Source organism: Sessilibacter sp. MAH3, from assembly GCF_054658275.1.
The window spans coordinates 95,700-118,983 of the sequence record NZ_BAAGIE010000012.1; the positions used below are offsets into that span (position 1 = coordinate 95,700).

Genomic DNA, 23,284 nt, shown 5'->3' on the forward strand with positions numbered 1-23,284 from the left:
AATCGGGTTGATCGGTCTATTCGGTTAAATGTCTACAATAACGTATAAATCTGTAGCGTTTGTAAATATCTTAGCTTATTTTTTATTGGTAATAAAAACACCTACAGCAACAATGAGCACACCCACAATAACGGCATCTGATAGTTGCTGATGGTAAATTAAATATTCTTCTATGGCGGTAACAGGCGGTACCATATAAAAAAAGCTGGTTACGCTAGATACTGAGCTGTTTTGAATTAAATAAATTAAGATAAAGATAGAACCAAACGATAATACAAATACTAGCCAAAATAGAGCAAAAATAAATTCACCCGTCCATTGTACCTGCATTGTCTCAAACGAGAGTGCCAAAATGAGCATAACAATGCATGTTGTCGCGTATTGCAGAGCTGTACCAGTAATTGGATGCATTTCGGTACAATATTTCTTCTGAAAAATTACACCGTATGAGATTCCCATTAAACTTACGAATACAGCCAATAACGCCGCGGTAAGATTGCCACTTTCACCAAGATTAATCGCTAATATCTTTTCGGCAACCACAAAGCCAACACCACAAAAACCAAGGCATAACCCTATCCATTGGTAGCGCGACATGGATTCGTTTAAAAAATAACGTGCGAACAAACACGAGCATATTGGCTGTAAACCCACTATCAATGCAGCGACGCCCGCAGACATTCCTAAACTAATCGCGGTGAAAATTCCACCTAGGTAAAAACCGTGCAGTAATAATCCCGAAACCGAAATATTAAACACCTGCTGTTGTCGATTGGGCCATGGCGAGGCCATTACCAAAGCAATTGCGCACAATAATAGGGTCGCAAAACCAAAACGAATGAATAAAAAAGTAAACGGTTCGACATAAGGCAAACCGTATTTAGCACCAATAAAACCTGTACTCCAAAGAAGTACAAATAAAGCTGGAAAGAACAGTACTGAAAACTTAGTGGTCGTGTTCAGTTTTATACGTTGATAATTAAAAGTCATAATTTTAGCCATTATATCAAGCTCAAAAATAACATTTAACGATCAAAATGTTTTTCCGAACTACACCTTACCAATCGCAACATCCCTTTTGCGATGTGTATTGAAGCAGAAAAAACTAAGCTTGTGATCTTTTGCTTAGTTAACTCTTTAAACTAAAAACAGTTACTCAAAGCGGCTTAGTTTAAATAGATCGATGTCGTATTTAGTACTACCATGCTGAGCCAAGTCGGCCATAATATCGCCAATTACCGAACAAAACTTAAAGCCGTGTCCTGAAAAACCGCCGGCAAAATACACATTGGATGTACCCGGCAATAAATCAATGACAAAATGCTCATCAGGCGTATTGGTGTAAATGCACGTGGCTTTATCCAATAGCTTACCCGCAGCTTTCGGGAAGAAACGCACTAAACCTTCACGAGTTAATTGCTCATCCGCTTCGCTGACGTCACGATTCATGTTATCGGGATCAACCACTTCTTTTAAGTGATGCGCTTTACCAAATTTAAAACCCGTCTGATCAAATACCGGAAATCCGTAATAATGACCTTCGTTAACTTTTAAATTAAACACTGGGAAATGATTCGGCGAAAACACTTCGGGATCATTGGGCTCAAACCAACCAACAACTTGGCGTTCAGGTGTTGCAACCTTGGGCAAATCTTTTAGAATTTTTAAGAACCAAGGTCCAGCCGTTACTACTAAACGATTAGCAAAGTATTCACCTTTGTCGGTAATCACTTTTACCGAACCGTCGTTAGATTCGAAATCTAATACCTGCTCGTGATCGTGAATTTCAGCGCCGTTTTCTTTAGCCAAACGAATAAAGGCATCGATACACTTCTCGGCAAATAATACACCGCCATCTGGCTGATAAACCGAGTAGATATCATCAGGAAGGTTGTAACCCGGAAATTTTTCCGCAACTTGGCGCGCATTTAAAATCTCGTGTGGTAAATTGTGTTCTTCGCAAGATCGCTTAGAGCCTAAAAAAATCTCACTGTCTTCGTAACCGGCGTCGATTGATCCGGTAATTGCCAACAAATGCTCACCGGACTTTTCTTCCAATTTTCGCCACAAATCATAGGCTTGCTGAACCAATTTTACGTAATAGGGTTCTTGATAGTAGGCCATACGAATAATACGCGTGGCGCCATGAGAAGAACCCATTTGGTTAGGAATTGAAAAGCGATCAACGCCCAATACTTTTAAACCACGTTCTGCGAGTTCACAAATGGTGGCACTGCCCATGCCACCAACACCAAGAACGATAACGTCGTAATGATTAGGTGAAGCGTTATCTGTAGATGTGCCCATTGTAATTCCTTAATCGTGTAGATTTCTCAACAGCACTCAGCTAGCTGGGGTCAAAAACTCAAAAGATTCTTGCTTTAAGAATCGTGTGATGCGATTTTCCCACACGCCAACTTGGTCTTTATCACCCATTAAATAGTACATTTCACGAACAAGATCTAACGAAGATTTGCCGGTGAAGTCGTAATTATAGAAAGACCGTAATAACGTTTCTTCAGCTTCTTTTTTACGGTCTTGTTGATAAAGACGTAACGCAGAAACTAATTTGGTATTTAAATCGTCGTCGGTAGGCGTTTGCATGCCGCGAATCCAAGCTTCGTCCAGAACTTCTTGGCGAACCATATTTTCTAGATTTTCGTTTACATAGCAGTCGAAAACAATATGAATACGATCAGAACCGTTATTTACTGCACCGTGTATGTAATCTGCCGGATTTAATTTCCACAAGGCATCTTCATGCATGTGTACTTTGCGTCCTTCTAAAATTAAAAACGCCTCGTCATTGGTTTGCACAGGTAAATGTAGACGTAGACGTTTTTTGTCTTCTAGCTCTGAATAGTCGCGGTGTTCCCACAAACAAGCGCCTGGACGCAATAAATTTAAACGAACCCACATCAAATCAAGACCTAAGTCTTCAATGATTTTTTCCGTTTTAGGTAATTTTGCTAAAACATCCGTTGGTTCAGGTGTACAGTCTTTAATAAGTGTATTACTGCTGTCACCGTTACTGCTGTACAAAGACAATGAATGCACGCCTTCAGAAACGTACTCACTGTACGAGAAGTTTTTCCAATCTAAATTTGCTTCTTTAATTTCATCCGCGATAATTTTACTCACCCCAGCGTCAAATTTTTTAACGCGAGAAACAGCCGGCAAGAATTTTTCGATAGAATTACAGACATTATTTAACATAATATTTCTTCCTTAAATATATTTGTAAAACATTAAAATGCTGAGAAACAATATTTAAGGCAACACCCTAAAACCCTAAACATTACTCAGGTAGTGATTTATTTGTTTGAAATAGATTAATTTAAAAGTGACTTAATTTATTTTTTATACAAGGCTAAACAATACAGTTAGTGCAACTAAATTTTTATACAGACCAAAGCTATTTAATAAATTTAATAAATTTAATAAAATTTGAGTCTATTTATTATTATTCGAAACGATTTTGACCACTTAATCAAAATAAACTTAGATTTATTTGCGCACAGAGATACTTATCACCGTTTTATTTTTTGTATCGGAGTGTAGGACTAATTTATGACCGATAGTTTACAGTAACAAGATGAACAAAAATAAAAGAATGCTTTGTTAGAAAAAATTTAAACTTCTATTTTTAACTGTCTGACAGTTAGGTTGCGCATTATATTTATAAAAAACATTCTGTATTCTTAATAAAATATTTTTTTTGAATCAATTCACAAAGAATTTTTTAATTTAAATAAAACAAACCACAATAATGAATAATAAAAGTTATTATTAATACGAAAGCATTACTTCACATTGTAATCAACCAATCTTAGCCATCAAAAAAACATTCATTCAAAAATATAAAACTGCGTCCATTGATTTCAAATTAAATTTGAAATTTAGACTTAAGAAGTGAATTAAATGCTCGTGAGATTGATCGACTGAGGATTTATTACCCTAGCTGATTAAGGCGCGCAGTATATTTACTCATTGATTAGCCTCAATACTGACAGGAATAACAGCCTAGATTGTAAGCCTGTTCATTTACATAAATTTATGTAATTTCGGTTACATATTATTAATTTTCTAATTTTTACCAAATTAAATTAACGTTCAAAAATACGTTCACTTATTTAATGTTATATACAAACTATCGAAACCTTTGATTTACTCTTCGACGATGACATCGAAGGGAATAAATTGAAAAATTTATGTCTTATTTTTTCTTTAATTTCAATTAGTTACGGTGATTTAAATTACCAAACCCTCATCATGTTATAAGGGGTTATGGGTTAGCCTTTTTTATAGCATGGAGAAAAAATCAGTCTTAGAGAGTGTTTTTTACCATAAAAACTCAACATATTTTTTACTTACATCTAAGACCGACCTAGCGTCTTATTGTTCTTGCGAGCAAAAACAATTTGTAATAAATATTCCAGAGCTTTTGTTATCTCCCTGGAATTTACATTTGCGACTTTAAAAAATGAACTTTATTTTATTTTGTGATATTTCATTAACAATTATTAACTTGTTCATTTTACCTATTAAAAACATTAAAAAATAATTCTTAAATTACGGCGGCAAACTTCATTTATTACAAGCTCAATACGCTTCCGAGTAATCCCACACATTTTACAATCAGTTAAAAATATTCAAATAAATATATGTCACTATAGTCATGCCGGTCACGTTAATTACTTTAATTACATTAGTCAGCTTTAAATATTTTTACCCCAAAAATCTGAACAAAGAATGCAACCAACATATTTGTAAAATAAACTCATATCTGAACAACGGTAACTGTAGCTTGTTAAAATTCCAACTACTGTATTTTTTTGTCACAGATCAAAAATTGGGTCTTTAATGAAGTACAAACTCTAAACTAACCATTAATACCTATTAAATTAGGAACCTCTGATTAACCCTCATGAGTTAATCAGAGGTTCTATTTAGAAATTTCAGGCATTATTAGTAATTTTATAAAGAGGGCTGACTCTGGTTTTATACCGGGTTGTTATCAGAATTTTAAAGATACGTGCAAATAATGTTTGCACATACGATATTTTTTATAGACGGGAAATTTTATATTGATTGTAAAATAACGATTGGAATAAAACTTATTTATTCGAAATGCGATAATTTAAAGACGACTAATATCAAAAAAGCATATTTTATTCGGTTGCATCTAATGCGTAACTGATTTGATCCGAGGTAAAACCTCTGTACGACAAATAACGGTAACATTTCGCCTTTAATTTTGGATCCGTTTTAATTTGCTCTCTACTATCTGGTCCAAATTTTCGGTCAAACGCTAATTTCGCCAGCTCAAACCAATCGATAGTATCAGTTTCTAATGCGCTAGCGATGTGATGATTAGCCAGCCCCTTTTGCTTGAGCTCATTACGAATACGCAGTGGCCCGCGAAGTTTTGTGCTACTGCTACGAACAAAGGCTTCGCTGTAGCGCTCATCATTGACGTAGCCATATTCGATAACTTTGTTGAGGCAATGCTGAAGGGCATTGTAAAAGTCTTCTGTCGTTTGCCCACTCTCATCATCTGTCGCAAACTTATTGTGCAGCTTTTTTGTTAATTCCGAGGTCGAGTAATCACGACGCGATAACAAATAAATTGCGTAATCGGTAAACTTTTTAGGTAAGTCTGTTGTTTGCTTAAGGTCTTTGGGCACGAGATTCGATGCTCAATTAATCAATTTAATACAATAGGAATTTCTGGCTAACTTATCCTTGATTGAATCGAATTGCAAAATTAAACATGCTACTTCATATTTTTCAAACGCTCGATTGCTTATGAGAGACGCTGATTAACCTAGAGTTTCTCGCGACACAAGGATGTGTCGCCAATTTCAAGAACGGCAAGTGATTGAAATTGTGAAGAAATTGGAAATCACATTTTCAATTTCTTCCCTCTGATTAAATCAAGGATGAGTTAATCAGAGGTTCCTAGAGTTTCTTATCAATAAAAAAGCCGACATTTAAAGTCGGCTTTTTACTAATGAAAGTCTATTAAATACTCTGATTAACTCATGGGTGACTCAATCAGTAATCTTAATATTATTCTTCAACTTCAGAAGACTCTTCATCAACCTCGACGGCGTCATCTTCTCTACTTGTCTCAGGTAATAATTTTTCTCTAATTTGTAACTCAATAGTTTTAGCAATCTCTGGATTTTCACGCAAAAAGCGCATGGAGTTATTTTTACCCTGGCCAATCTTATCGCCTTGATAACTGTACCAAGCGCCGGACTTATCGATTAAACCGAGTTTTACGCCATAGTCGATTATTTCACCCAACAGGTTAATACCCTGACCGTAAAGGATTTGGAATTCTGCTTGTTTAAACGGCGGAGCAACTTTGTTTTTAACCACTTTTACTCGGGTTTCGCTACCAATGACTTCTTCGCCTTCTTTTACCGAGCCGATTCGGCGAATATCTAACCGTATAGAGGCATAAAACTTCAGTGCATTACCACCGGTGGTAGTTTCTGGAGAGCCGAACATCACACCAATTTTCATACGAATTTGGTTGATGAAAATAGCCAAACAGTTAGCGTTTTTGATATTACCGGTAATTTTACGCAAGGCTTGCGACATAAGACGAGCCTGCAAACCCACGTGATGATCACCCATTTCACCTTCGATTTCAGCCTTTGGCGTTAACGCCGCAACAGAGTCAACCACAAGAACGTCAACAGCACCGGAGCGAACCAGCATGTCGGCAACTTCTAAAGCTTGTTCACCGGTGTCTGGCTGGGAAACGATAAGATCGTCAACATTAACCCCGAGCTTTTCAGCGTAAATAGGATCCAGCGCGTGCTCGGCGTCGATAAATGCGCAGGTACCGCCTTGTTTTTGGGCTTCAGCGATGACTTGTAACGTTAAAGTGGTTTTACCAGAAGATTCTGGGCCGTAAATTTCAACGATACGTCCCTTTGGTAAACCGCCAATACCCAGCGCGGAATCTAAACCAATAGAGCCTGTAGAAACCGAAGGAATATTATGATGTTCACGGTCTCCCATGCGCATGACCGTGCCTTTACCAAACTGTCGTTCAATTTGGCTTAAAGCCGCGGCAAGTGCTTTCTCTTTATTGGCGTCCATTGATATCCTCGTGGGTTTAACGTTTTTTTGTTTCATAAGCTGCGTTGGTTCTTTAAGGTTAGAGTATCAAAAGCCGTAGCTTACAAAATATGACACCGATTAGTGAACCCAAGCGGCTGAATTCAGTTGCTTTAAATTATCACATGATACTGTATAAGAAAACAGTTATTGTTTATTTATACAGTATTTTTCATTAGCCATTACCCGGTACCATTTCGATCAAACCACGCAAGCTGGCCATGGTCGCTTGACGGCGAACTTCGGCTCGCCCACCGTTAAATTGAAAATGTTTACTAACAGTTTGACGATTACTTTTTGAGCTCCAGGCAATCCAAACTGTACCTATGGGTTTTTCTTTACTGCCGCCGGTTGGCCCCGCTACACCGCTAACAGCCACCGAAAAATCAGCACCCGAAGCTCTTAATGCACCCTCCGCCATTTCTTGAACAACGGCTTCGCTGACTGCACCGTGAGTGTTAAGTGTTTCTTCATTTACACCCAATTGTTGGGTTTTGGCTTGGTTTGAGTAGGTAACCCAACCCAGTTGAAACCACAGAGAACTGCCCGGAATTTCAGTAATTGCCGCAGCGATACCGCCACCAGTACACGACTCTGCCGTGGTACAGGTCAAACTTTTTTCTGACAATAGATTTCCCAATTGTTGGGCAAGAGATTCTGTCATTGATTTCATAATTTAAACTATCGGTTTCCTATCAGTACTTCGGTGAGGCGCGCTGAGAAGCTCGTCTCTGAGATTAGCTTCCATCAGTGAGTATATGTACGAGATACGTTAGACTATCGTGCTTTTATTTTCGAGCTCAAGTAAACCTTGAGCGGAACCGGTCGCAAATTGCGATCATTCATTCCAAGTAAACAATCAAATTGTCTTTATGGACCCACAAAATCTCCAAAACGCGCAAAATTTCTCCGCGATAGACACCGCCGATTTATCTCACCACACGCCGATGATGCAGCAATACCTGCGCATCAAGGCCGAGCATCCGCACGAATTGGTGTTTTATCGTATGGGCGATTTTTACGAGCTCTTTTTTGATGACGCTAAAAAAGCATCCGAGCTATTAGATGTCACACTAACCGCTCGTGGAAAATCCGGCGGCAATCCAACTCCCATGGCTGGTGTTCCGTTTCACGCAGCAGAGGCCTATTTAGCGAAGCTGGTTCGTTTGGGCGAGTCGGTTGCCATTTGCGAGCAGGTCGGTGATCCCGCCGAAAGCAAAGGCCCGGTCGAGCGAAAGGTTGTGCGGGTAGTCACTCCGGGTACGGTTAGTGATGAAGCTTTATTGAACGAAAATAAAGACAATTTATTAGTAGCTGTTAATGTTGTTGATAACTGTTTTGGAATTGCCACCTTAGACATTGGCAGTGGCCGCTTCCATGTTTTAGAGGTCTTCGGTGAAGAAGCATTATTGGCAGAAGTTGAGCGATTAAAGCCCGCCGAAATATTGTTTGCGGAAGATTTAGGTGGCCAGTACCTGCCGCCGAAAACACGTGGTCAGCGACCTCGCCCACCTTGGGAATTTGATTACGATACGGCTACCCGGTTGCTGTGTGAGCAGTTTGCCACCAAAGACTTATCGGGATTTGGCTGTGGAAATCTGAACGCTGCCATTGGCGCTGCTGGTTGCTTACTTTCTTATGCCCAAGAAACCCAGCGCACATCGCTGCCGCATATTCGCTCGTTAAAACATGAAGATCGCGATGAAGCAGTAGCCCTTGATGGCGCAACTCGTCGTAACCTAGAAATCGATTTGAATTTATCGGGTGAAGAATCTAATACCCTCTACTCGGTTTTAAATAAAAGCGCTACCGCCATGGGTAGCCGCTTGTTACGCCGTTGGCTGAATCGTCCGCTGCAAAATCTTGCGATTTTAACGGAGCGCCAAGATGCTATTGAGGCCTTGTCGCAAAACTATCATTACGAATCAATTCATCAGTCACTGAAAAATATCGGTGACTTAGAACGTATTTTAGGCCGCGTTGCGCTGCGCTCTGCTCGACCGAGAGACTTGTCTCGACTGTGTGCGAGTTTAGCGGTCTATCCTGGCCTGCAAGCGGATCTAAAAACGCTGGATACATCCGCAAAATTGCACAGTCTAAGCAACGAGATCGCTGAGTTTCCAAAAATTGTTGAGCTGCTGAGTAAAGCGCTCGAAGAAAATCCACCGGTGGTGATTCGAGAAGGCGGCGTAATTGCCAATGGCTATGACAGCGAACTTGATGAACTCCGATCATTGAGTACCAATGCCGGGCAGTTCTTAGTAGATTTAGAAGAGCGAGAAAAAGCCCGCACGGGAATCAGTACGTTGAAGGTCGGCTACAACCGCGTGCACGGTTACTACATTGAAATCAGTCGCGGCCAATCGGATTCAGCGCCAGCAGACTACCTGCGCAGACAAACGTTGAAAAATGCCGAACGGTTTATCACGCCTGAGCTTAAAGCGTTTGAAGATAAGGCACTCTCTGCCAAGAGTAGAGCGCTATCACGAGAAAAAGCGCTTTACGATGAGCTGCTAGAAATCATTAATGAAGATCTCATTAATTTGCAAATCTCTGCCGCCGCTGTTGCCGAACTGGATGTGTTAACCAACTTGGCAGAACGCGCATTATCGCTGAATTTCTGTCGACCCAAATTAGAAAAAACGCCGGGCTTAGACATTGTTGGTGGCCGACACCCAGTTGTCGAACAAGTGATTGATACGCCGTTTGTGGCCAACGATTTAAGTTTGGATGAGCATCAACGCATGCTCATTATTACCGGTCCAAACATGGGCGGTAAAAGTACCTATATGCGCCAAAATGCCTTGATTACTTTGCTGGCGCATGTGGGCAGTTTTATTCCCGCTCGGAGCGCGCGCATTGGTATTGTCGATAGAATTTTTACTCGAATTGGTTCGTCTGATGATCTTGCCGGCGGTCGATCAACGTTTATGGTGGAAATGACTGAAACCGCTAATATTTTGCACAATGCCACCTATCGCAGTTTAGTGTTAATGGATGAAGTCGGACGAGGCACCAGCACCTTTGATGGCCTGTCATTGGCTTGGGCCTGTGCGCATTATTTAGCAGAAAAAATTGAAGCCTTCACCTTGTTTGCTACCCATTATTTCGAGCTAACTCAATTGCCAGAGCAAATCACCACCGTAGCAAACGTTCATCTAGATGCAACCGAACACAACGATAATTTGGTGTTTTTACATCACATTCAACGCGGTGCCGCAAATCAGAGTTTCGGTTTACAAGTTGCCAAGCTCGCAGGAATCCCGCAGCCAGTATTAGCAATTGCAAAACAGCAATTGGAGCTGTTAGAAGCAGGCTCTACGGCGGTGAATAACCTTCCACCCAAAGTTATCGCAGCGCCAAGTAATACTGAAAAGGCTGACTTTTTTCAGGGAGATTTTTTCAGCAGCGCGCCACACCCAATTATTGCCGAGCTAGAAAAACTTGATCCTGATGAGCTCACAGCGAAAGCGGCGTTGGATTTGATCTACGCGTTAAAGCGAAAGTTAAAATCAAACTGACATCCAATTGCTAATAATTTTCATTTACCATAAAAGTTTATAATTATTCAATGGGTCGATAAACATTACTGGAAAAAGCACGTGCAAAAATTTATCGACTCTTGATAGAATGCCCCGCTCGAAATTTAGCAGATAGTTATTGGAGCCCACCATGACCTTCGTCGTTGGCGAAAACTGTATTAAATGTAAGCACACCGACTGCGTGGAAGTTTGCCCTGTAGACTGTTTTTACGAAGGCCCAAATTTCCTTGTAATTCATCCAGACGAGTGTATCGATTGTGCGTTGTGTGAACCAGAATGCCCTGTTGATGCTATTTTCTCGGAAGATGAACTACCAGAAGATCAAGCTGCGTTCCTTGAACTGAATGCAGAATTGGCCGAAGTATGGCCAAACATTACAGAGATGAAAGAGTCACTTCCCGATGCAGCAGATTGGGATGGCGTTAAAGGCAAGTTGCAGTATCTAGAGCGTTAAGCTTTTCCAGACTCTATCCAACGACAGACAATATCTGCACGTATGTCGTTGGTAATCTTGTTTTTAGTATTCCCGCAATAATTTTCCAATTAATTATCCAAAAAACTTAGTTCTTAAGTCTTCAGTTTTTTCAACGCAATCACTTCAATCTGCCACTGATCACCCTCTGTAGGTCGATAAACCCAGCTCACGTCAACGTTTTCAATATTGGCAGTATAAATGCGAGATTCATCAAATTGCTGATACTGCGGACGTGGATCTAAACCTAATATCGACGCAATTAAGGATTGGTTGTATTCACAGGAATCTGTTATTAATTCTTTTAACTCAGAAGAAAAAACAACCGGTAATTTAGTAGGCGTTGTATCGGCGAAACCAGAGCGCGCGTTAAGAATAGAATCTGCGTAGTGAATGTAGGGCTTTATGTCTAGAACCGGTGTTCCCTCAACCATATCCAAACCACTCACATGCAGCAGCACCTGATTGGGCTTAACCTCTACGGAGTCGAGTTTTACTACCGACAAACCAATAGGATTGGGACGCACCGGTGCGCGTGTCGCAAAGACGCCTAACGTAGCATTGCCACCCAGTCTTGGTGGACGCACCTTTGCACGCCAAGGTGTTTTCATACTTTGATCAAATACAAACTGCACCCATAAATGGCTGAACTGCTCAAGACCCAAAACCGCGTTTGGATCGTTAAACGGCTCAAACAGCTCAATAACTCCGGTCGCCTCTGCCACCAAACCGCTTTGTCGCGGCGTCGCAAATTTTTCTTTAAAACACGAGTGAACGACACCAATCGCCGAAAAGGAGTAGGTTACATTGGAAAAATTCTGGCTAGGCTTTTTGGTAGGCATAATCTGCAAGGCTAATGTTTCAAAAAAGGCATCCTACTGCTTTTTTATCGACAATCAACCACCATCAAAACGTATCCTGTTGGCAATCTTTAGAATGCAACCACTACCAATAATTGTTCGAGGATTTTTAAAGTGTTAAAAACACCAAAAGCCGTGCCTTTATTTACGATCAACAATGAGCTTAGATGCCTTCATAAGTTTGACTTGTGATGCGAGAAATTAATTAGCGGAATTAAGCGTCAAAGGACTTATTAATGACTCTTTCAGAATTGGATTAAAGATTTCCAAAAATAAAACCATAAAAAAAGCCGCAAAAAGCGGCTTCAAATTTTGTTAATTTAGGGAACTAAGATTGACTAGCTATGAATTAACTCAATATCCCTTATGTGAATTAAAGGCTAAACAAGCATTCGCCATCAAGACCTTGTTGTTCAAGAATATCGCGTAGGCGTTTTAATGCTTCCACTTGTATTTGGCGCACACGCTCGCGAGTTAACCCAATTTCTTTACCAACCTCTTCTAACGTACTCATTTCATAGCCACGAAGACCAAATCGGCGAGCAATAACTTCTCGTTGTTTTTCGGTCAACTCACCTAACCAATTATCCAAACTGTTGCACAGATCGCTGTCTTGTAACATTGAAGACGGATCAGAATGTTGATGATCTGGAATGGTATCGGCTAATGTTTTTTCTGAGTTAATACCAAGTGGTACATCCATTGATGTTACACGCTCGTTCAACTTCAGCATTTTTTCAACATCTTCGACCGGCTTTTCTAGCAAGGTCGCAATTTCATCGGGTGTAGGCTCATGATCGAGTTTTTGTGATAACTCACGAGCCGCACGCAAATACACATTAAGCTCTTTTACCACATGAATCGGTAAACGAATGGTTCGCGTTTGATTCATGATGGCGCGCTCGATGGTTTGACGAATCCACCAAGTTGCGTAAGTAGAGAAACGAAATCCACGTTCGGGATCAAACTTTTCAACCGCGCGAATCAAACCCAAATTACCTTCTTCAATTAAATCTAGTAAGGCAAGTCCACGGTTAACATAACGTCGAGAGATTTTTACCACTAATCTCAAATTACTTTCTATCATTCTTTTGCGAGAACCCTCGCAGCCTTTCAAAGCTTTTCTCGCAAAGAAAACTTCCTCCTCAGCGGATAAAAGCGGGGAAAAACCAATTTCATTGAGGTATAGCTGAGTTGCGTCTAGATTTTTAGCAATTTCGTCTGATTCGTCGCCAAAAGACTTTTTTGAATGATGAGAAAAAACTTCATCAGCAGAATCATCATCATTATCGACGTCAATGAAGTTGGCGTCTAAATCGGATACAACAAACAAGTTATCGTCAGCTTTAATATTAGAATTATGTATAGTCACTGCCATGATCTTAGCCCTGTTTATTTGATTAATACTAAAGAGCTCACCAACACTCTTATTCTGTGACACCCTGACTTTGGGATGTGAAGTCCTATAAATATTATTGTTGTTTGGACTTACCGCTAAAGCACATTCGAAACACACTACCTTTTGGGTAGAAACCGCAACGGATCGACAGGTTTACCACCGTCACGAATTTCAAAATACAGCTTTGGTTGACTAATCCTTTCGGAAGTTATTTCGGCAACCTTCTGACCTGCTTTAACTTGGCTCCCTTCGTCAACCAGAATTCGATCGGCGTGCGCGTATGCGCTGAGGAACTGTTTGTTGTGTTTTATAATGAGAAGTTTGCCATATCTTCTAAGTCCTTCACCCGCGTAGACCACGGTACCGTCTGCGGCGGAAACAACAGAATCTCCCTTTTTCATCACAAGATCAATCCCTTCACCTTCGGGGTCTCCAACCCGAAAATGCCGAACGATCGCTCCATGAGAGGGCCAAACCCAGTTGACCGAAGAATTTGAGGTGGTTTGCGAATTTTGTTGAGCGGGTGATCGCGTTAACAGTTTTGAACGAGGCGGTGTCGCCTTTTTGACACCAGAATCATTATTGGAAGTAGCAGACCGTGATTTAGCTACACTTTGTGTGTGGGTATTCTTGGAAGGGCTAGGTTTTTCGGGTAATGAGACCAAATTCAATACTTGGCCGGGGTAAATGTAGTAATCGGCGCCAATTTTATTAGCTCTTGCTAAACCTTTATAATCAAGTCCGTATCTCCAAGCGATTGAATATAGCGTTTCGCCTTTCGAAACAACATGAGTTGTGACATTTCTAGACGGTGGTTGCGATAATTCAATCACTTTTGCCGGCCGAGAAGGTGAACTGCATCCCGTTATGATCAGCGGGATGATCAAGATCTTGAACATCCTACCGCACATAAAAGCACCAACATTGAACAACGATAGTGTGAAATAATTCTCTTTTAGAATATCGCGATATAACGATTATATGCTTGAGACCGCTTAAAACTTGGCGGTCTATTAAGATAAATTCTAAAAAAAAATAAAAAAGAAGGTACCAAAAAGACGTTTTACTGATATTTACAGGTTTACTTTTCCTTTTCTTGATTTCAGTAGGCACCTTTTGATCTATCCTTAGTGACTATTTGGAGTGGCTGAGGACCATTTCTTATAAAAAAATTCAATAAATAGAACAAGTGCAAAACCGAAAAAAGCTAATATGAGTGCCTCGGTTAAGTAGGATGCTTGTCCAGATACTTCTGCGTATACATTGGGTAGTACATTTTCTTGAACGACCGGTATTGCATCACCATGTCGATCGACACGCACTTCATGCACAAGTTTCCAAGGCCATATTACATTGAGGGAGCCAATTAAAAATCCGGTCAACAAAGCCAGTGTCTGATAATGATACCGTGCAAGCAACCAGGACAAGAGCCTAGAAAAACATATCAAGCCTATTACACATCCGGCACCAAAGCTCGCCAGCAACACAATATTAAAGGTGGCAAGTGCATCAATAAAAATGGGATACAAGCCCAGCAGCAATAAAATAAAACTGCCGGAGATACCCGGCAAGATCATTGCGCATATCGCCACAGCACCGCCGAGCATTAGCACCCACCAATAGGCTGGTAAAGCTACCGGTTTGGCGATGGAAATACCCAATGCGACAAAGGCACCAAATGCCATCCAAGCCCAAATGGTTAGATTTTCAAACTTTATTTGTCGAACGAGATGCCACACCGACGCAACCACTAATCCCCAGAAAAAAGCCCAAACTAAAATTGGGTACTGATGCAGTGCTACATCTATCAGTTTTGATAGCGAAAATAGACTGATCAAAACGCCGCCAAAAACTGCCAACAGGAAGTTACCATTGATGGATTGCCAGGCCGCTTTTAAGCCTTGGTTTTTCCAAATCAATACGGTTTTTGGGCCAATACTTTTTAAAGAGTTAATAAGCTCTTCGTAAATCCCAGAGATAAACGCAATAGTACCGCCAGAAACACCGGGCACAACATCAGCCGCCCCCATGGCCATTCCTCGAACTACTAATAAAAAATAATGCTTAAAGAGTTTGGTCATGAAACTGTCGTCCTTGATACCAAGTAGATATTAATGAGAGAGTTAAAACGACAGCGTGGAGTTCCCACGCGGATGAATTGAAACGATAAACAGCAGAAGATTTAAACAGCCACATTAAAGGTGTAACGAGTCTAACGTGTTACACCGCCAAGTAATGGTACAAATTTTACGGGTTCTATTTTAGTAATAGAAATACTCTCATCAGGCTGGCGCTTGGCCACCGTTAGAATCTGTTGCTCTTGTCCGACTGGAATAACCAGCACGCCACCCACTTCAAGCTGATCAAGTAATTCTTGAGGAATCTCTGTTGGCGCGGCTGTACTGATAATGGCACCAAAGGTCTTTTCTTGCGGCCAACCAAACTGGCCGTCGGCATGCTTGAGAATGACATTGCGTAAACTGAGCTGACTAAGACGCTTTCGAGCTTTGTCTTGCAAAGGCTTGATGCGTTCGATGCTGTAAACCTGTTGAAACAGTTGCGCCAAGATTGAGGTTTGATACCCAGAGCCAGTTCCAATCTCAAGCACACTGGTTTTGCTGGTCGCATGTTCCAGTAATATCTCAGTCATACGTGCAACAATGTAAGGCTGTGAAAGTGTTTGTCCGTGTCCGATTGGCAGAGAAGTATCCTCATAGGCGCGATGACTCAGCGCTTCGTCGAGAAAAAGGTGTCTGGGAGTCGATTCGATAATCGAGAGTACTCGATTGTTGGTGATGCCCTGCTCGCGCAGTCTCTGGGTAAGACGTTGGCGAGTGCGCTGGGAAGTCATGCCAATTCCCTGATCATGCATCTTTAGAGTTTCCGAACATTATTGAATACTATGTAAGAATCGTTCCACGGCATAAGCACTGACGTTAATGCTTAAAGATAAAGTATACGAAATTTCACCTATTGAGGCATTGAAATTGCGCATTGTTTATCAAGATGTTTATATCAACGCGAGACACAATAAGCGATAGCTGCCATTTCGCGTAAAAAATCGTCTAGACCAAGACGATTTTTCACACTAGAACTGAGATTACGCGGAGATTTGTTGGTCCATAGATTGAGACGGCGCTTGCTGAGTTTTCTGAGATTTACCAACGATTTTTGCAGGCACACCCGCGACGGTTGTGTAGGCAGGCACCGACATTTTTACCAAACTTCCTGCGGCAACCTTCGCGCATTCTCCAACGACTACATCACCCAAGATTTTACTGCCCGCACCTACCATCACACCTTGGCGAATGGTTGGGTGTCTTTTACCGCGCCCACAACCGCTGCCGCCGAGGGTTACGCAATGGAGCATAGAAACATTATCTTCGATGATGGCAGTCTCTCCGATGACGATACCCGTAGCATGGTCAAACATAATTCCAGATCCAATCAGCGCGGCCGGATGAATATCAACGGCAAACATCTCTGAGATACGATTTTGAAAAAACAACGCCAGCGGTTTACGTCCTTCTTTCCATAACCAATGGGCAATCCGGTAGGATTGCAGGGCATGAAAACCTTTGTAATGAAGCAAAGGCGTAATGTAGGTATCGCAGGCCGCATCGCGATCAACGCATGCTTTTATATCTTCCAACATCGAGATCTCAATACTCGGATCACTCGACAAAGCCTGTTCGCAAACTTCACGCACCAACATTGCAGGAAGATCAGTGCTTTCCAGAAGCCCGGCCAATATGTAGGTAATGCTGTGATTAAACTTGTCGTGTTTAAGTACAGTACAGTGATAATGACTGCCCAATTCTGGCTCTATCAAACTCATTTGCTTAGCTTCAGCGCGAATGGTTTCCCATAAATGAATTAGGTGATCAGGCTTTTGTTGGACTCTTAACAGTTGCATGTGCGGCTCTGTGTTAGAAATTGTAGGGCAGATGTGTTTAGGATAAGTCTCTTGCGCAATCGATGCCAGCATGAATGATTTACAGCAGCCTCTGGGTTAATCAGAGGTTCCATAGACTCGCCACAGCAATTTAACCGCAGTTATTTATATTCATTCAAGCTTAATGATGCGCAACTTGGTTAGGCATTGAGCCCACACGGATGAATCTCTCGTAAATTTCCGATAAGTGTTCGAGTATCGTATCTTTCAACAAAATATCGGATACCTCAATTAACCGGTACAGATAGGACAAATCAAAATGCTCCTCGAACCTCTGTGCTGCAGGTGCAAAACTCAAATGCCACGGTTCTGGCGCAATACCAAACTGTGGATCATTAGCAAACACTGGTTTTGTGTAGGGCTTATAAAAACCACATTCTGGATTCTCACTTAACCAATGTGTTAGCCACTGATGAAAGTTTCCAAAGATGCCATCTTTAGCTGCTTCTTTCTGGGTCAACTGTACAGAATAATCTTCACTGCAAGCGCTGGCATCAATAATATCAACGTCTGTACCCCAGTGATGTCGAGAGGCGCCCGGTAACGCCGACCAACGCAAAATAGCTTGGGCTAGCTCCCAACCACTAAGAGAATCATAAGGAATTGGCTCTTCATTGGCGTCTAAAATCACCCGTGCACCTGCAGCCTTTCTATTCCAAATTGTCATTTGGGTATCAAAACTACGAAAACCACTATAAACCTTCAATTCAAAACCTTGACTTTTTGCTGCATCTGCTAAAATTTTAAGTGAAGGTAAAACTTTCGGATGAAGTAAACAGCCAAACGGATTGTCCGGGCCAGGTTCAGCCAGGTGGGATATGGTTTTTCCTACACAACATTCATCGAATTTCATGCCTTTAACCGCCATCTTGTAACCGTGTTGCTACCTTAGGTAACAGAAAAAGATTGTGCATCGCAAAATCCTTAACAAGTATTTACCCATAAACTTTCTAAGGTGTAACATAACAATTCGCTATATGGGTAAGTAGCAAAAAAGTTCGTACTTTTTATAATTTTTTAAGCTTGATAATAATAAATAAAGGCTAATTTATGAACGTTAACAATACTGACCTTATTCACCTTAAGAATATCGGGGCTGCCTCTGTAAACATCCTTCACGCTGTAGGTATACACAATACCGACGATCTCAAAGAAGTCGGTGCCGTTGAAGCGTATGTTCGCATCAAAAAAAGAGGCATTAATGTGTCTAAGGTAATGCTCTATGCATTGCAAGGCGCTCTTCAAGACAGGCATTGGAATGACCTAGGCCCAGACACCAAAGCTAAATTGGTTGCCGAAGTAAAACACCTGTCGGGCAATGCCGCTGCCATGCTTGCTGCCGAACACTAACGTCTTCGTTAACGTAACTCCACTTCATTCATAAACCTTGGCCAACAGCGCTATAGACAGACCTTGTCTTGGCGCTGATGCCAACGGATTCAAATCTTACATCAATCGCCAGTTTAGCCTTTTTCCAACTGTTCGCTTACACACGTAATGCAAGTCTATCGGTAAATGTGCGCTCGAATAAAATAAATGAGAATAATTTGCAAAAACACTTTACATGCAAATGAGATTTGTTATCATTAACTCATCGAGACAATGTTTCGATACAGAGGAAACCTTACTCCATGGTCTCTTCTCCTTAATCAGGCTAATCACGGTTTTCAGCCAGTCCATTTGGACTGGCTCTTTTTTTGAATTTTATTCCCTCGCCCCTATCTATAACGCTGAGAACACACTTGCAGGTGGATTCCACTAAAACTGTTGGTTCTGATCTGCGACGGCGAATCTATCGCCTCAAGTCTCTCAATTCAGACTTTTCCCATTTGAACGAAGAACCCAAGTACTATGAAAATAAATACTTCACAGTCAAATAAACTACACTCGTTTACCTTTTTGGTTAGTATTTTTCTGCTGAGCTTGTGCATTCAGCCTGCTTTTGCACTTACCGACGACGAATTAAACAACATCGAAATATTCAAATCGGCAAGCCCTTCAGTTGTATTTGTCACCAATAATACCTTGGTTAGAGATCCCTACTCTTACAATGTCACTCGTCGTCCTCAGGGTACGGGTACAGGTTTCGTTTGGGATAACTCAGGACATATAGTTACCAACTTCCACGTGATTGATGGTGCTCGTGAAATCACAATTACACTGTCTGATCAAAGCGCGTGGAGTGCCAGTGTTGTTGGTTTAGCACCTGAGAAAGATATTGCTGTTCTAAAAATTGATGCGCCCAAAAAAGCCCTAAAAGCCCTCCCCGTTGGCGATTCTGAAAATCTTCAAGTAGGACGAAAAGTTCTCGCTATTGGCAATCCATTTGGGCTTGACGCAACACTGACCACAGGCGTGGTCAGTGCATTAGGTCGAGAAATTCAAGCACCGAATCAACGAACCATTCAAAACGTTATTCAAACCGATGCCGCAATTAATCCTGGTAATTCTGGTGGGCCTTTATTGAATTCCGACGGCGAACTCATTGGCGTGAACGCCGCCATATACAGCCCCAATGGCGCCAGTATTGGTATTGGCTTTGCCATTCCAGTTAACGCGGTGAAAAAAATTGTTCCAGAACTGATCGAATACGGCCATTTGGTGAGACCGGTAATGGGAATTGAATTGGCGCCTGTATCTTGGGCGCGCAATAATAATCTACCCGGCATACCGATTTTGCGAGTTTTTCGAGACGGCCCTGCAAACAAAGCTGGCCTTGAAGGTATTGCGACTAATCGTTGGGGAGCAACAACGCTGGGTGATGTTATTACCGCTGTAGACGGCATTCGAATTGATAATCTGGATGATTTATTGAGTGTACTTGAAGCTCACAAGCCCGGAGACAAGGTCACAGTGAGCTTTATCCGCAACAATAAGCCACAAAAAACCTCTGTAACCTTAATTGCCCCACAGTGACATGTGAGTCGAGCCCGACAGGAATTTGATTCACTAAGATTTTTGAGCAGCACAGGGATGTGCAGTTCGCTCAATCGCTTCAGAATTCTTGCGCTAATCCAGTATTTAAATCTTAAGGCTTTATGCCACTAATTCGGTTGGAAATTGATTAATCAGAAGCTTTTACAAAATGATCGGTAATGGGCGCGTGAGGCGAATCTCTCGATCGGAGATTTCAGCTCGATAAGCTAACACTTCAACACCCTGAGCCACTGCTTTTCTGAGGGTTTCACCGTAAATCTTATCGATACGATCGGCAGGTGAAACACTTTCAATACCCGAATGCTGTACGCAATAGAAGATCACTGCTCGCTTGCCACGATCAACCAAGTTCATAAGCGCTTTTAGGTGTTTTGTCCCTCGTTCCGAGACTGAATCGGGAAAAAAACCTCTTCCTTCCTTTATTTGCTGATTTTCTGTCTCACCACCGTCACCAAGCAGAGTCACGCTTTTCACTTCAACGTAGCATTCTCTGGGATCGCGCTTATGACCGGTCAGTAAGAAATCAATTCTGCTGTCCAACTCGGGGCATTTTATTTCAGGCTTTATGGAACTATAGCTGCGTAATTCTCGAATGACACCGTCGCCAATCGCTTCAGCAACTAACTTATTCGCCCTTGAAGTATTAACTCCGGCGAGGTGTCCCGAAGGTGTGGTAACAATTTCTAAGGTTTCAGGATATTTTCGCTTTTTATTGTCCGACAGCGAATACCAGCAACGGCTATCGGATTCTATACAATTACGCATTGAACCCGTATTGGGGCAATGAATGGTTTTGAGCTGCCCGTTACCACAGTCAACATCCACTAAAAACCGCTTATATCGCTTAATTAAAGTCGCTTGATTAAAAGGAGGATTAAATCTCATAAAAAATTGTTCAATACAGGTGCAATAACAACAAATATGCCTTCAAAATACCGTAATTGGTTACTAAAACACAGATTTAAATTCTTAGCAGTAATAACCGAAAAAAATCTGTAGCATAAATTAAATCTTTCTGGTAGCTTCCCTGCCTCTAAAATTTAGGCTTGAAAATTCCTCAGTAAACCCAATATCCACGGGTCTGTGATTTCTATAAAGAGGCGTATAAGAATGCCAAACTCATCTGCATCAGACAAAGTGACATCATACGGAGTTGCGCCGTACCAAATTAAACCAGACGAAGAGTATATGAATGACGCTCAACAAGAGCACTTTCGTACTATTCTGCTAGCCTGGAAATCAGAGCTCATGGAAGAAGTCGATCGTACGATGAGCCATTTAAAAGACGAAGCTGCTAATTTTCCTGATCCAGCAGACCGCGCCAGCCAAGAAGAGGAATTTAGCTTGGAATTGCGCACACGTGATCGTGAACGCAAGCTCATCAAAAAAATCGACTCTACATTAGAGTTAATCGATTCTGGTGATTACGGCTTTTGCGAAACCTGCGGTGTAGAAATTGGTATTCGTCGCCTAGAAGCGCGTCCAACTGCAACCTTGTGTGTAGACTGCAAAACCATCGATGAAATTCGCGAGAAACAAATCGGCGGCTAATGTTTAGCAGCTAACTGTTTTTCGAGTTTCTATTAATTACAGCAACTGAATATTTCTATTATCTGACGTTGCTGTAATTATGTTCCGTTTTATTCCATTCCATTTAATTTACGAATCCGTTTTTAATATTTTTCTGCGATTCTAAATGCTCTCGCTAAGTCAGTCGTTTAAAAATCAGTACCGTGTAGAAACAAGCACTTTAAAGTTCTTTCAAGAATAATTTCAAACAACTTGCTCCGCGTACTTATCGTGCAAAAAACACTAAAAAATCCATCCTTAAACAACGCTTACTGTGGACGATTTGCACCATCTCCTTCGGGTAAATTGCATTTTGGTTCTTTGGTGACAGCATTAGCGAGTTACCTTGATGCAAAATTCAATCAAGGACGTTGGCTGGTTAGAATTGAAGATTTAGACCCGCCAAGAGAAGAAGCCGGTGCAAGCAAGGCAATCTTATCGTCACTCGAAGCACACCACCTCCACTGGGATGGCGAGGTTGTGTATCAGTCTCACCGTTATGATTTATACGAAAATCACCTTGAATTATTGACTAAAAAATCGAGAACATTTCGCTGTAATTGCACTCGTCAACGCTTACAAGAATTAGACAATCGCTACGACGGTTATTGTTTACGACATCCACCACCAACACAAAGCCCCAGCGCAATTAAGTTTGTACCGGAGCGATCTGAAATTGTGGCTATCAACGATTTAATACAAGGTCGATTAGAAACCGTTGTATCCAATCCAGAAGATGTTTTTGTACTGAAACGTAAAGACAATTTATACGCATACCAATTAGCGGTTGTGTGCGACGATATTGAGCAAGGAATTTCTCATATTGTAAGAGGCTGTGATTTACTGTCGACAACAGCAAATCAAATTCTGCTGTACCAGAGTTTCAATACAATCGCACCAACTTTTGGCCATTTACCCGTTGTGCTCGGCGATAATCAGCAAAAACTCAGCAAACAAAATAAAGCTAAGCCCATCAACGACCAACACGCTCTAAAAAATATTCATCAAGCTTTGGATTTCTTACGACAAAAACCACCAGACATTAAAGAACTTAGCTCGGTGGAAGAATTATTAACGTGGGCGGTAAAACATTGGGCTCTCAATAAAATTCCGCAACAAGAAGGTATGATGTTTGAACCAACACTATAAAAAACACGCTTAAATTAAAGGTCTACTAACATCAAGACGCATTTAGATAACGGTAACAATAAGTTACTGGATTTATAAAGAAATTGGCGTTTGTATTTTACATTGCCAATTTTTAGCTAAGTCGAAGAAACACCAATCAACAGCTGTAAATACGCGTTAAATCTTCGATATACGTCCCATGCAAAGCTTTGGTACGCTATAGCAACCTCTGATTATCTCAGCCATGATTTAATCAGAAGACAGAAACTGGCCCGGCAATTTCAT

Annotated in this window: 20 protein-coding genes; 6 read left to right on the forward strand and 14 right to left on the reverse strand. The window is 41.2% G+C overall.

What is annotated here, in order from left to right; translation table 11 throughout:
• Positions 1-75: 75 nt before the first annotated feature.
• The 6 genes from ACYQ2C_RS09375 to ACYQ2C_RS09400 form a co-directional block, all read right to left on the reverse strand.
• Entirely contained in the window at positions 76-990 is a 915-nt protein-coding gene (locus ACYQ2C_RS09375; protein ID WP_460101802.1) for a DMT family transporter, read from the reverse strand.
• A 162-nt stretch (positions 991-1,152) separates the two neighbouring features.
• The gene (gene solA, locus ACYQ2C_RS09380; RefSeq protein WP_460101800.1) at positions 1,153-2,307 is read right to left on the reverse strand and encodes an N-methyl-L-tryptophan oxidase; all 1,155 of its coding nucleotides are present in this window, start codon (positions 2,305-2,307) and stop codon (positions 1,153-1,155) included.
• A gap of 36 nt (positions 2,308-2,343) precedes the next feature.
• On the reverse strand, positions 2,344-3,216 hold the full coding sequence (locus ACYQ2C_RS09385) for an aspartyl/asparaginyl beta-hydroxylase domain-containing protein (protein WP_460101798.1): 873 nt from the start codon (positions 3,214-3,216) through the stop codon (positions 2,344-2,346).
• Between the two features lie 1,955 nt (positions 3,217-5,171).
• On the reverse strand, positions 5,172-5,687 hold the full coding sequence (locus tag ACYQ2C_RS09390; protein ID WP_460101796.1) for a regulatory protein RecX: 516 nt from the start codon (positions 5,685-5,687) through the stop codon (positions 5,172-5,174).
• A gap of 385 nt (positions 5,688-6,072) precedes the next feature.
• Positions 6,073-7,119 carry a recombinase RecA gene (gene recA, locus ACYQ2C_RS09395; RefSeq protein WP_460048468.1) on the reverse strand — a complete coding sequence of 349 codons (1,047 nt, stop codon included), beginning with the start codon at positions 7,117-7,119 and terminating at the stop codon, positions 6,073-6,075.
• A 193-nt stretch (positions 7,120-7,312) separates the two neighbouring features.
• Positions 7,313-7,810 (reverse strand): CinA family protein, encoded by a 498-nt coding sequence (locus ACYQ2C_RS09400; protein WP_460101794.1) that lies wholly within the window; start codon positions 7,808-7,810, stop codon positions 7,313-7,315.
• Positions 7,811-8,084: 274 nt separating this feature from the next.
• Here ACYQ2C_RS09400 and mutS point away from each other — a divergent pair, with 274 nt between their 5' ends.
• Together mutS and fdxA are read left to right on the forward strand one after the other, a co-directional pair.
• On the forward strand, positions 8,085-10,658 hold the full coding sequence (gene mutS, locus ACYQ2C_RS09405; protein WP_460101908.1) for a DNA mismatch repair protein MutS: 2,574 nt from the start codon (positions 8,085-8,087) through the stop codon (positions 10,656-10,658).
• Positions 10,659-10,809: 151 nt separating this feature from the next.
• Positions 10,810-11,133 (forward strand): ferredoxin FdxA, encoded by a 324-nt coding sequence (fdxA, locus tag ACYQ2C_RS09410; protein ID WP_460048470.1) that lies wholly within the window; start codon positions 10,810-10,812, stop codon positions 11,131-11,133.
• Between the two features lie 113 nt (positions 11,134-11,246).
• On the opposite strand, the gene tsaA is transcribed toward fdxA, so the two are convergent.
• From tsaA to ACYQ2C_RS09445, 7 genes are all read right to left on the reverse strand, one after another.
• Complete coding sequence (tsaA, locus tag ACYQ2C_RS09415; protein WP_460101791.1) at positions 11,247-11,993, reverse strand: tRNA (N6-threonylcarbamoyladenosine(37)-N6)-methyltransferase TrmO; 747 nt, start codon at positions 11,991-11,993, stop codon at positions 11,247-11,249.
• Positions 11,994-12,384: 391 nt separating this feature from the next.
• Complete coding sequence (gene rpoS / locus ACYQ2C_RS09420) at positions 12,385-13,389, reverse strand: RNA polymerase sigma factor RpoS (RefSeq protein WP_460101789.1); 1,005 nt, start codon at positions 13,387-13,389, stop codon at positions 12,385-12,387.
• 137 nt (positions 13,390-13,526) lie between these two features.
• Complete coding sequence (locus ACYQ2C_RS09425; protein WP_460101787.1) at positions 13,527-14,297, reverse strand: peptidoglycan DD-metalloendopeptidase family protein; 771 nt, start codon at positions 14,295-14,297, stop codon at positions 13,527-13,529.
• Positions 14,298-14,537: 240 nt separating this feature from the next.
• Positions 14,538-15,491 (reverse strand): DUF368 domain-containing protein, encoded by a 954-nt coding sequence (locus ACYQ2C_RS09430; protein ID WP_460101785.1) that lies wholly within the window; start codon positions 15,489-15,491, stop codon positions 14,538-14,540.
• A gap of 131 nt (positions 15,492-15,622) precedes the next feature.
• Positions 15,623-16,261, reverse strand: coding sequence for a protein-L-isoaspartate(D-aspartate) O-methyltransferase (locus ACYQ2C_RS09435; protein ID WP_460115668.1), 639 nt, complete (start codon positions 16,259-16,261; stop codon positions 15,623-15,625).
• Between the two features lie 249 nt (positions 16,262-16,510).
• Positions 16,511-17,326, reverse strand: coding sequence for a serine O-acetyltransferase (gene cysE / locus ACYQ2C_RS09440; RefSeq protein WP_460048477.1), 816 nt, complete (start codon positions 17,324-17,326; stop codon positions 16,511-16,513).
• Between the two features lie 160 nt (positions 17,327-17,486).
• Positions 17,487-18,233, reverse strand: a complete 747-nt coding sequence (locus ACYQ2C_RS09445) for a M15 family metallopeptidase (protein ID WP_460101783.1) — start codon at positions 18,231-18,233, stop codon at positions 17,487-17,489.
• Between the two features lie 182 nt (positions 18,234-18,415).
• On the opposite strand from ACYQ2C_RS09445, the gene ACYQ2C_RS09450 reads away from it, so the two are divergent.
• Together ACYQ2C_RS09450 and ACYQ2C_RS09455 are read left to right on the forward strand one after the other, a co-directional pair.
• Entirely contained in the window at positions 18,416-18,715 is a 300-nt protein-coding gene (locus ACYQ2C_RS09450; RefSeq protein WP_460048480.1) for a TfoX/Sxy family protein, read from the forward strand.
• 501 nt (positions 18,716-19,216) lie between these two features.
• Complete coding sequence (locus ACYQ2C_RS09455; RefSeq protein ID WP_460101781.1) at positions 19,217-20,281, forward strand: S1C family serine protease; 1,065 nt, start codon at positions 19,217-19,219, stop codon at positions 20,279-20,281.
• 162 nt (positions 20,282-20,443) lie between these two features.
• Here ACYQ2C_RS09455 and sfsA read toward each other — a convergent pair whose 3' ends face one another.
• Positions 20,444-21,187, reverse strand: coding sequence for a DNA/RNA nuclease SfsA (gene sfsA, locus ACYQ2C_RS09460; RefSeq protein ID WP_460048482.1), 744 nt, complete (start codon positions 21,185-21,187; stop codon positions 20,444-20,446).
• A 225-nt stretch (positions 21,188-21,412) separates the two neighbouring features.
• Here sfsA and dksA point away from each other — a divergent pair, with 225 nt between their 5' ends.
• Both dksA and gluQRS read left to right on the forward strand, forming a co-directional pair.
• Positions 21,413-21,853 carry an RNA polymerase-binding protein DksA gene (gene dksA / locus ACYQ2C_RS09465; protein WP_460048483.1) on the forward strand — a complete coding sequence of 147 codons (441 nt, stop codon included), beginning with the start codon at positions 21,413-21,415 and terminating at the stop codon, positions 21,851-21,853.
• Between the two features lie 249 nt (positions 21,854-22,102).
• Positions 22,103-23,020, forward strand: coding sequence for a tRNA glutamyl-Q(34) synthetase GluQRS (gene gluQRS, locus ACYQ2C_RS09470; RefSeq protein WP_460101778.1), 918 nt, complete (start codon positions 22,103-22,105; stop codon positions 23,018-23,020).
• The last annotated feature ends 264 nt before the right edge of the window (positions 23,021-23,284 follow it).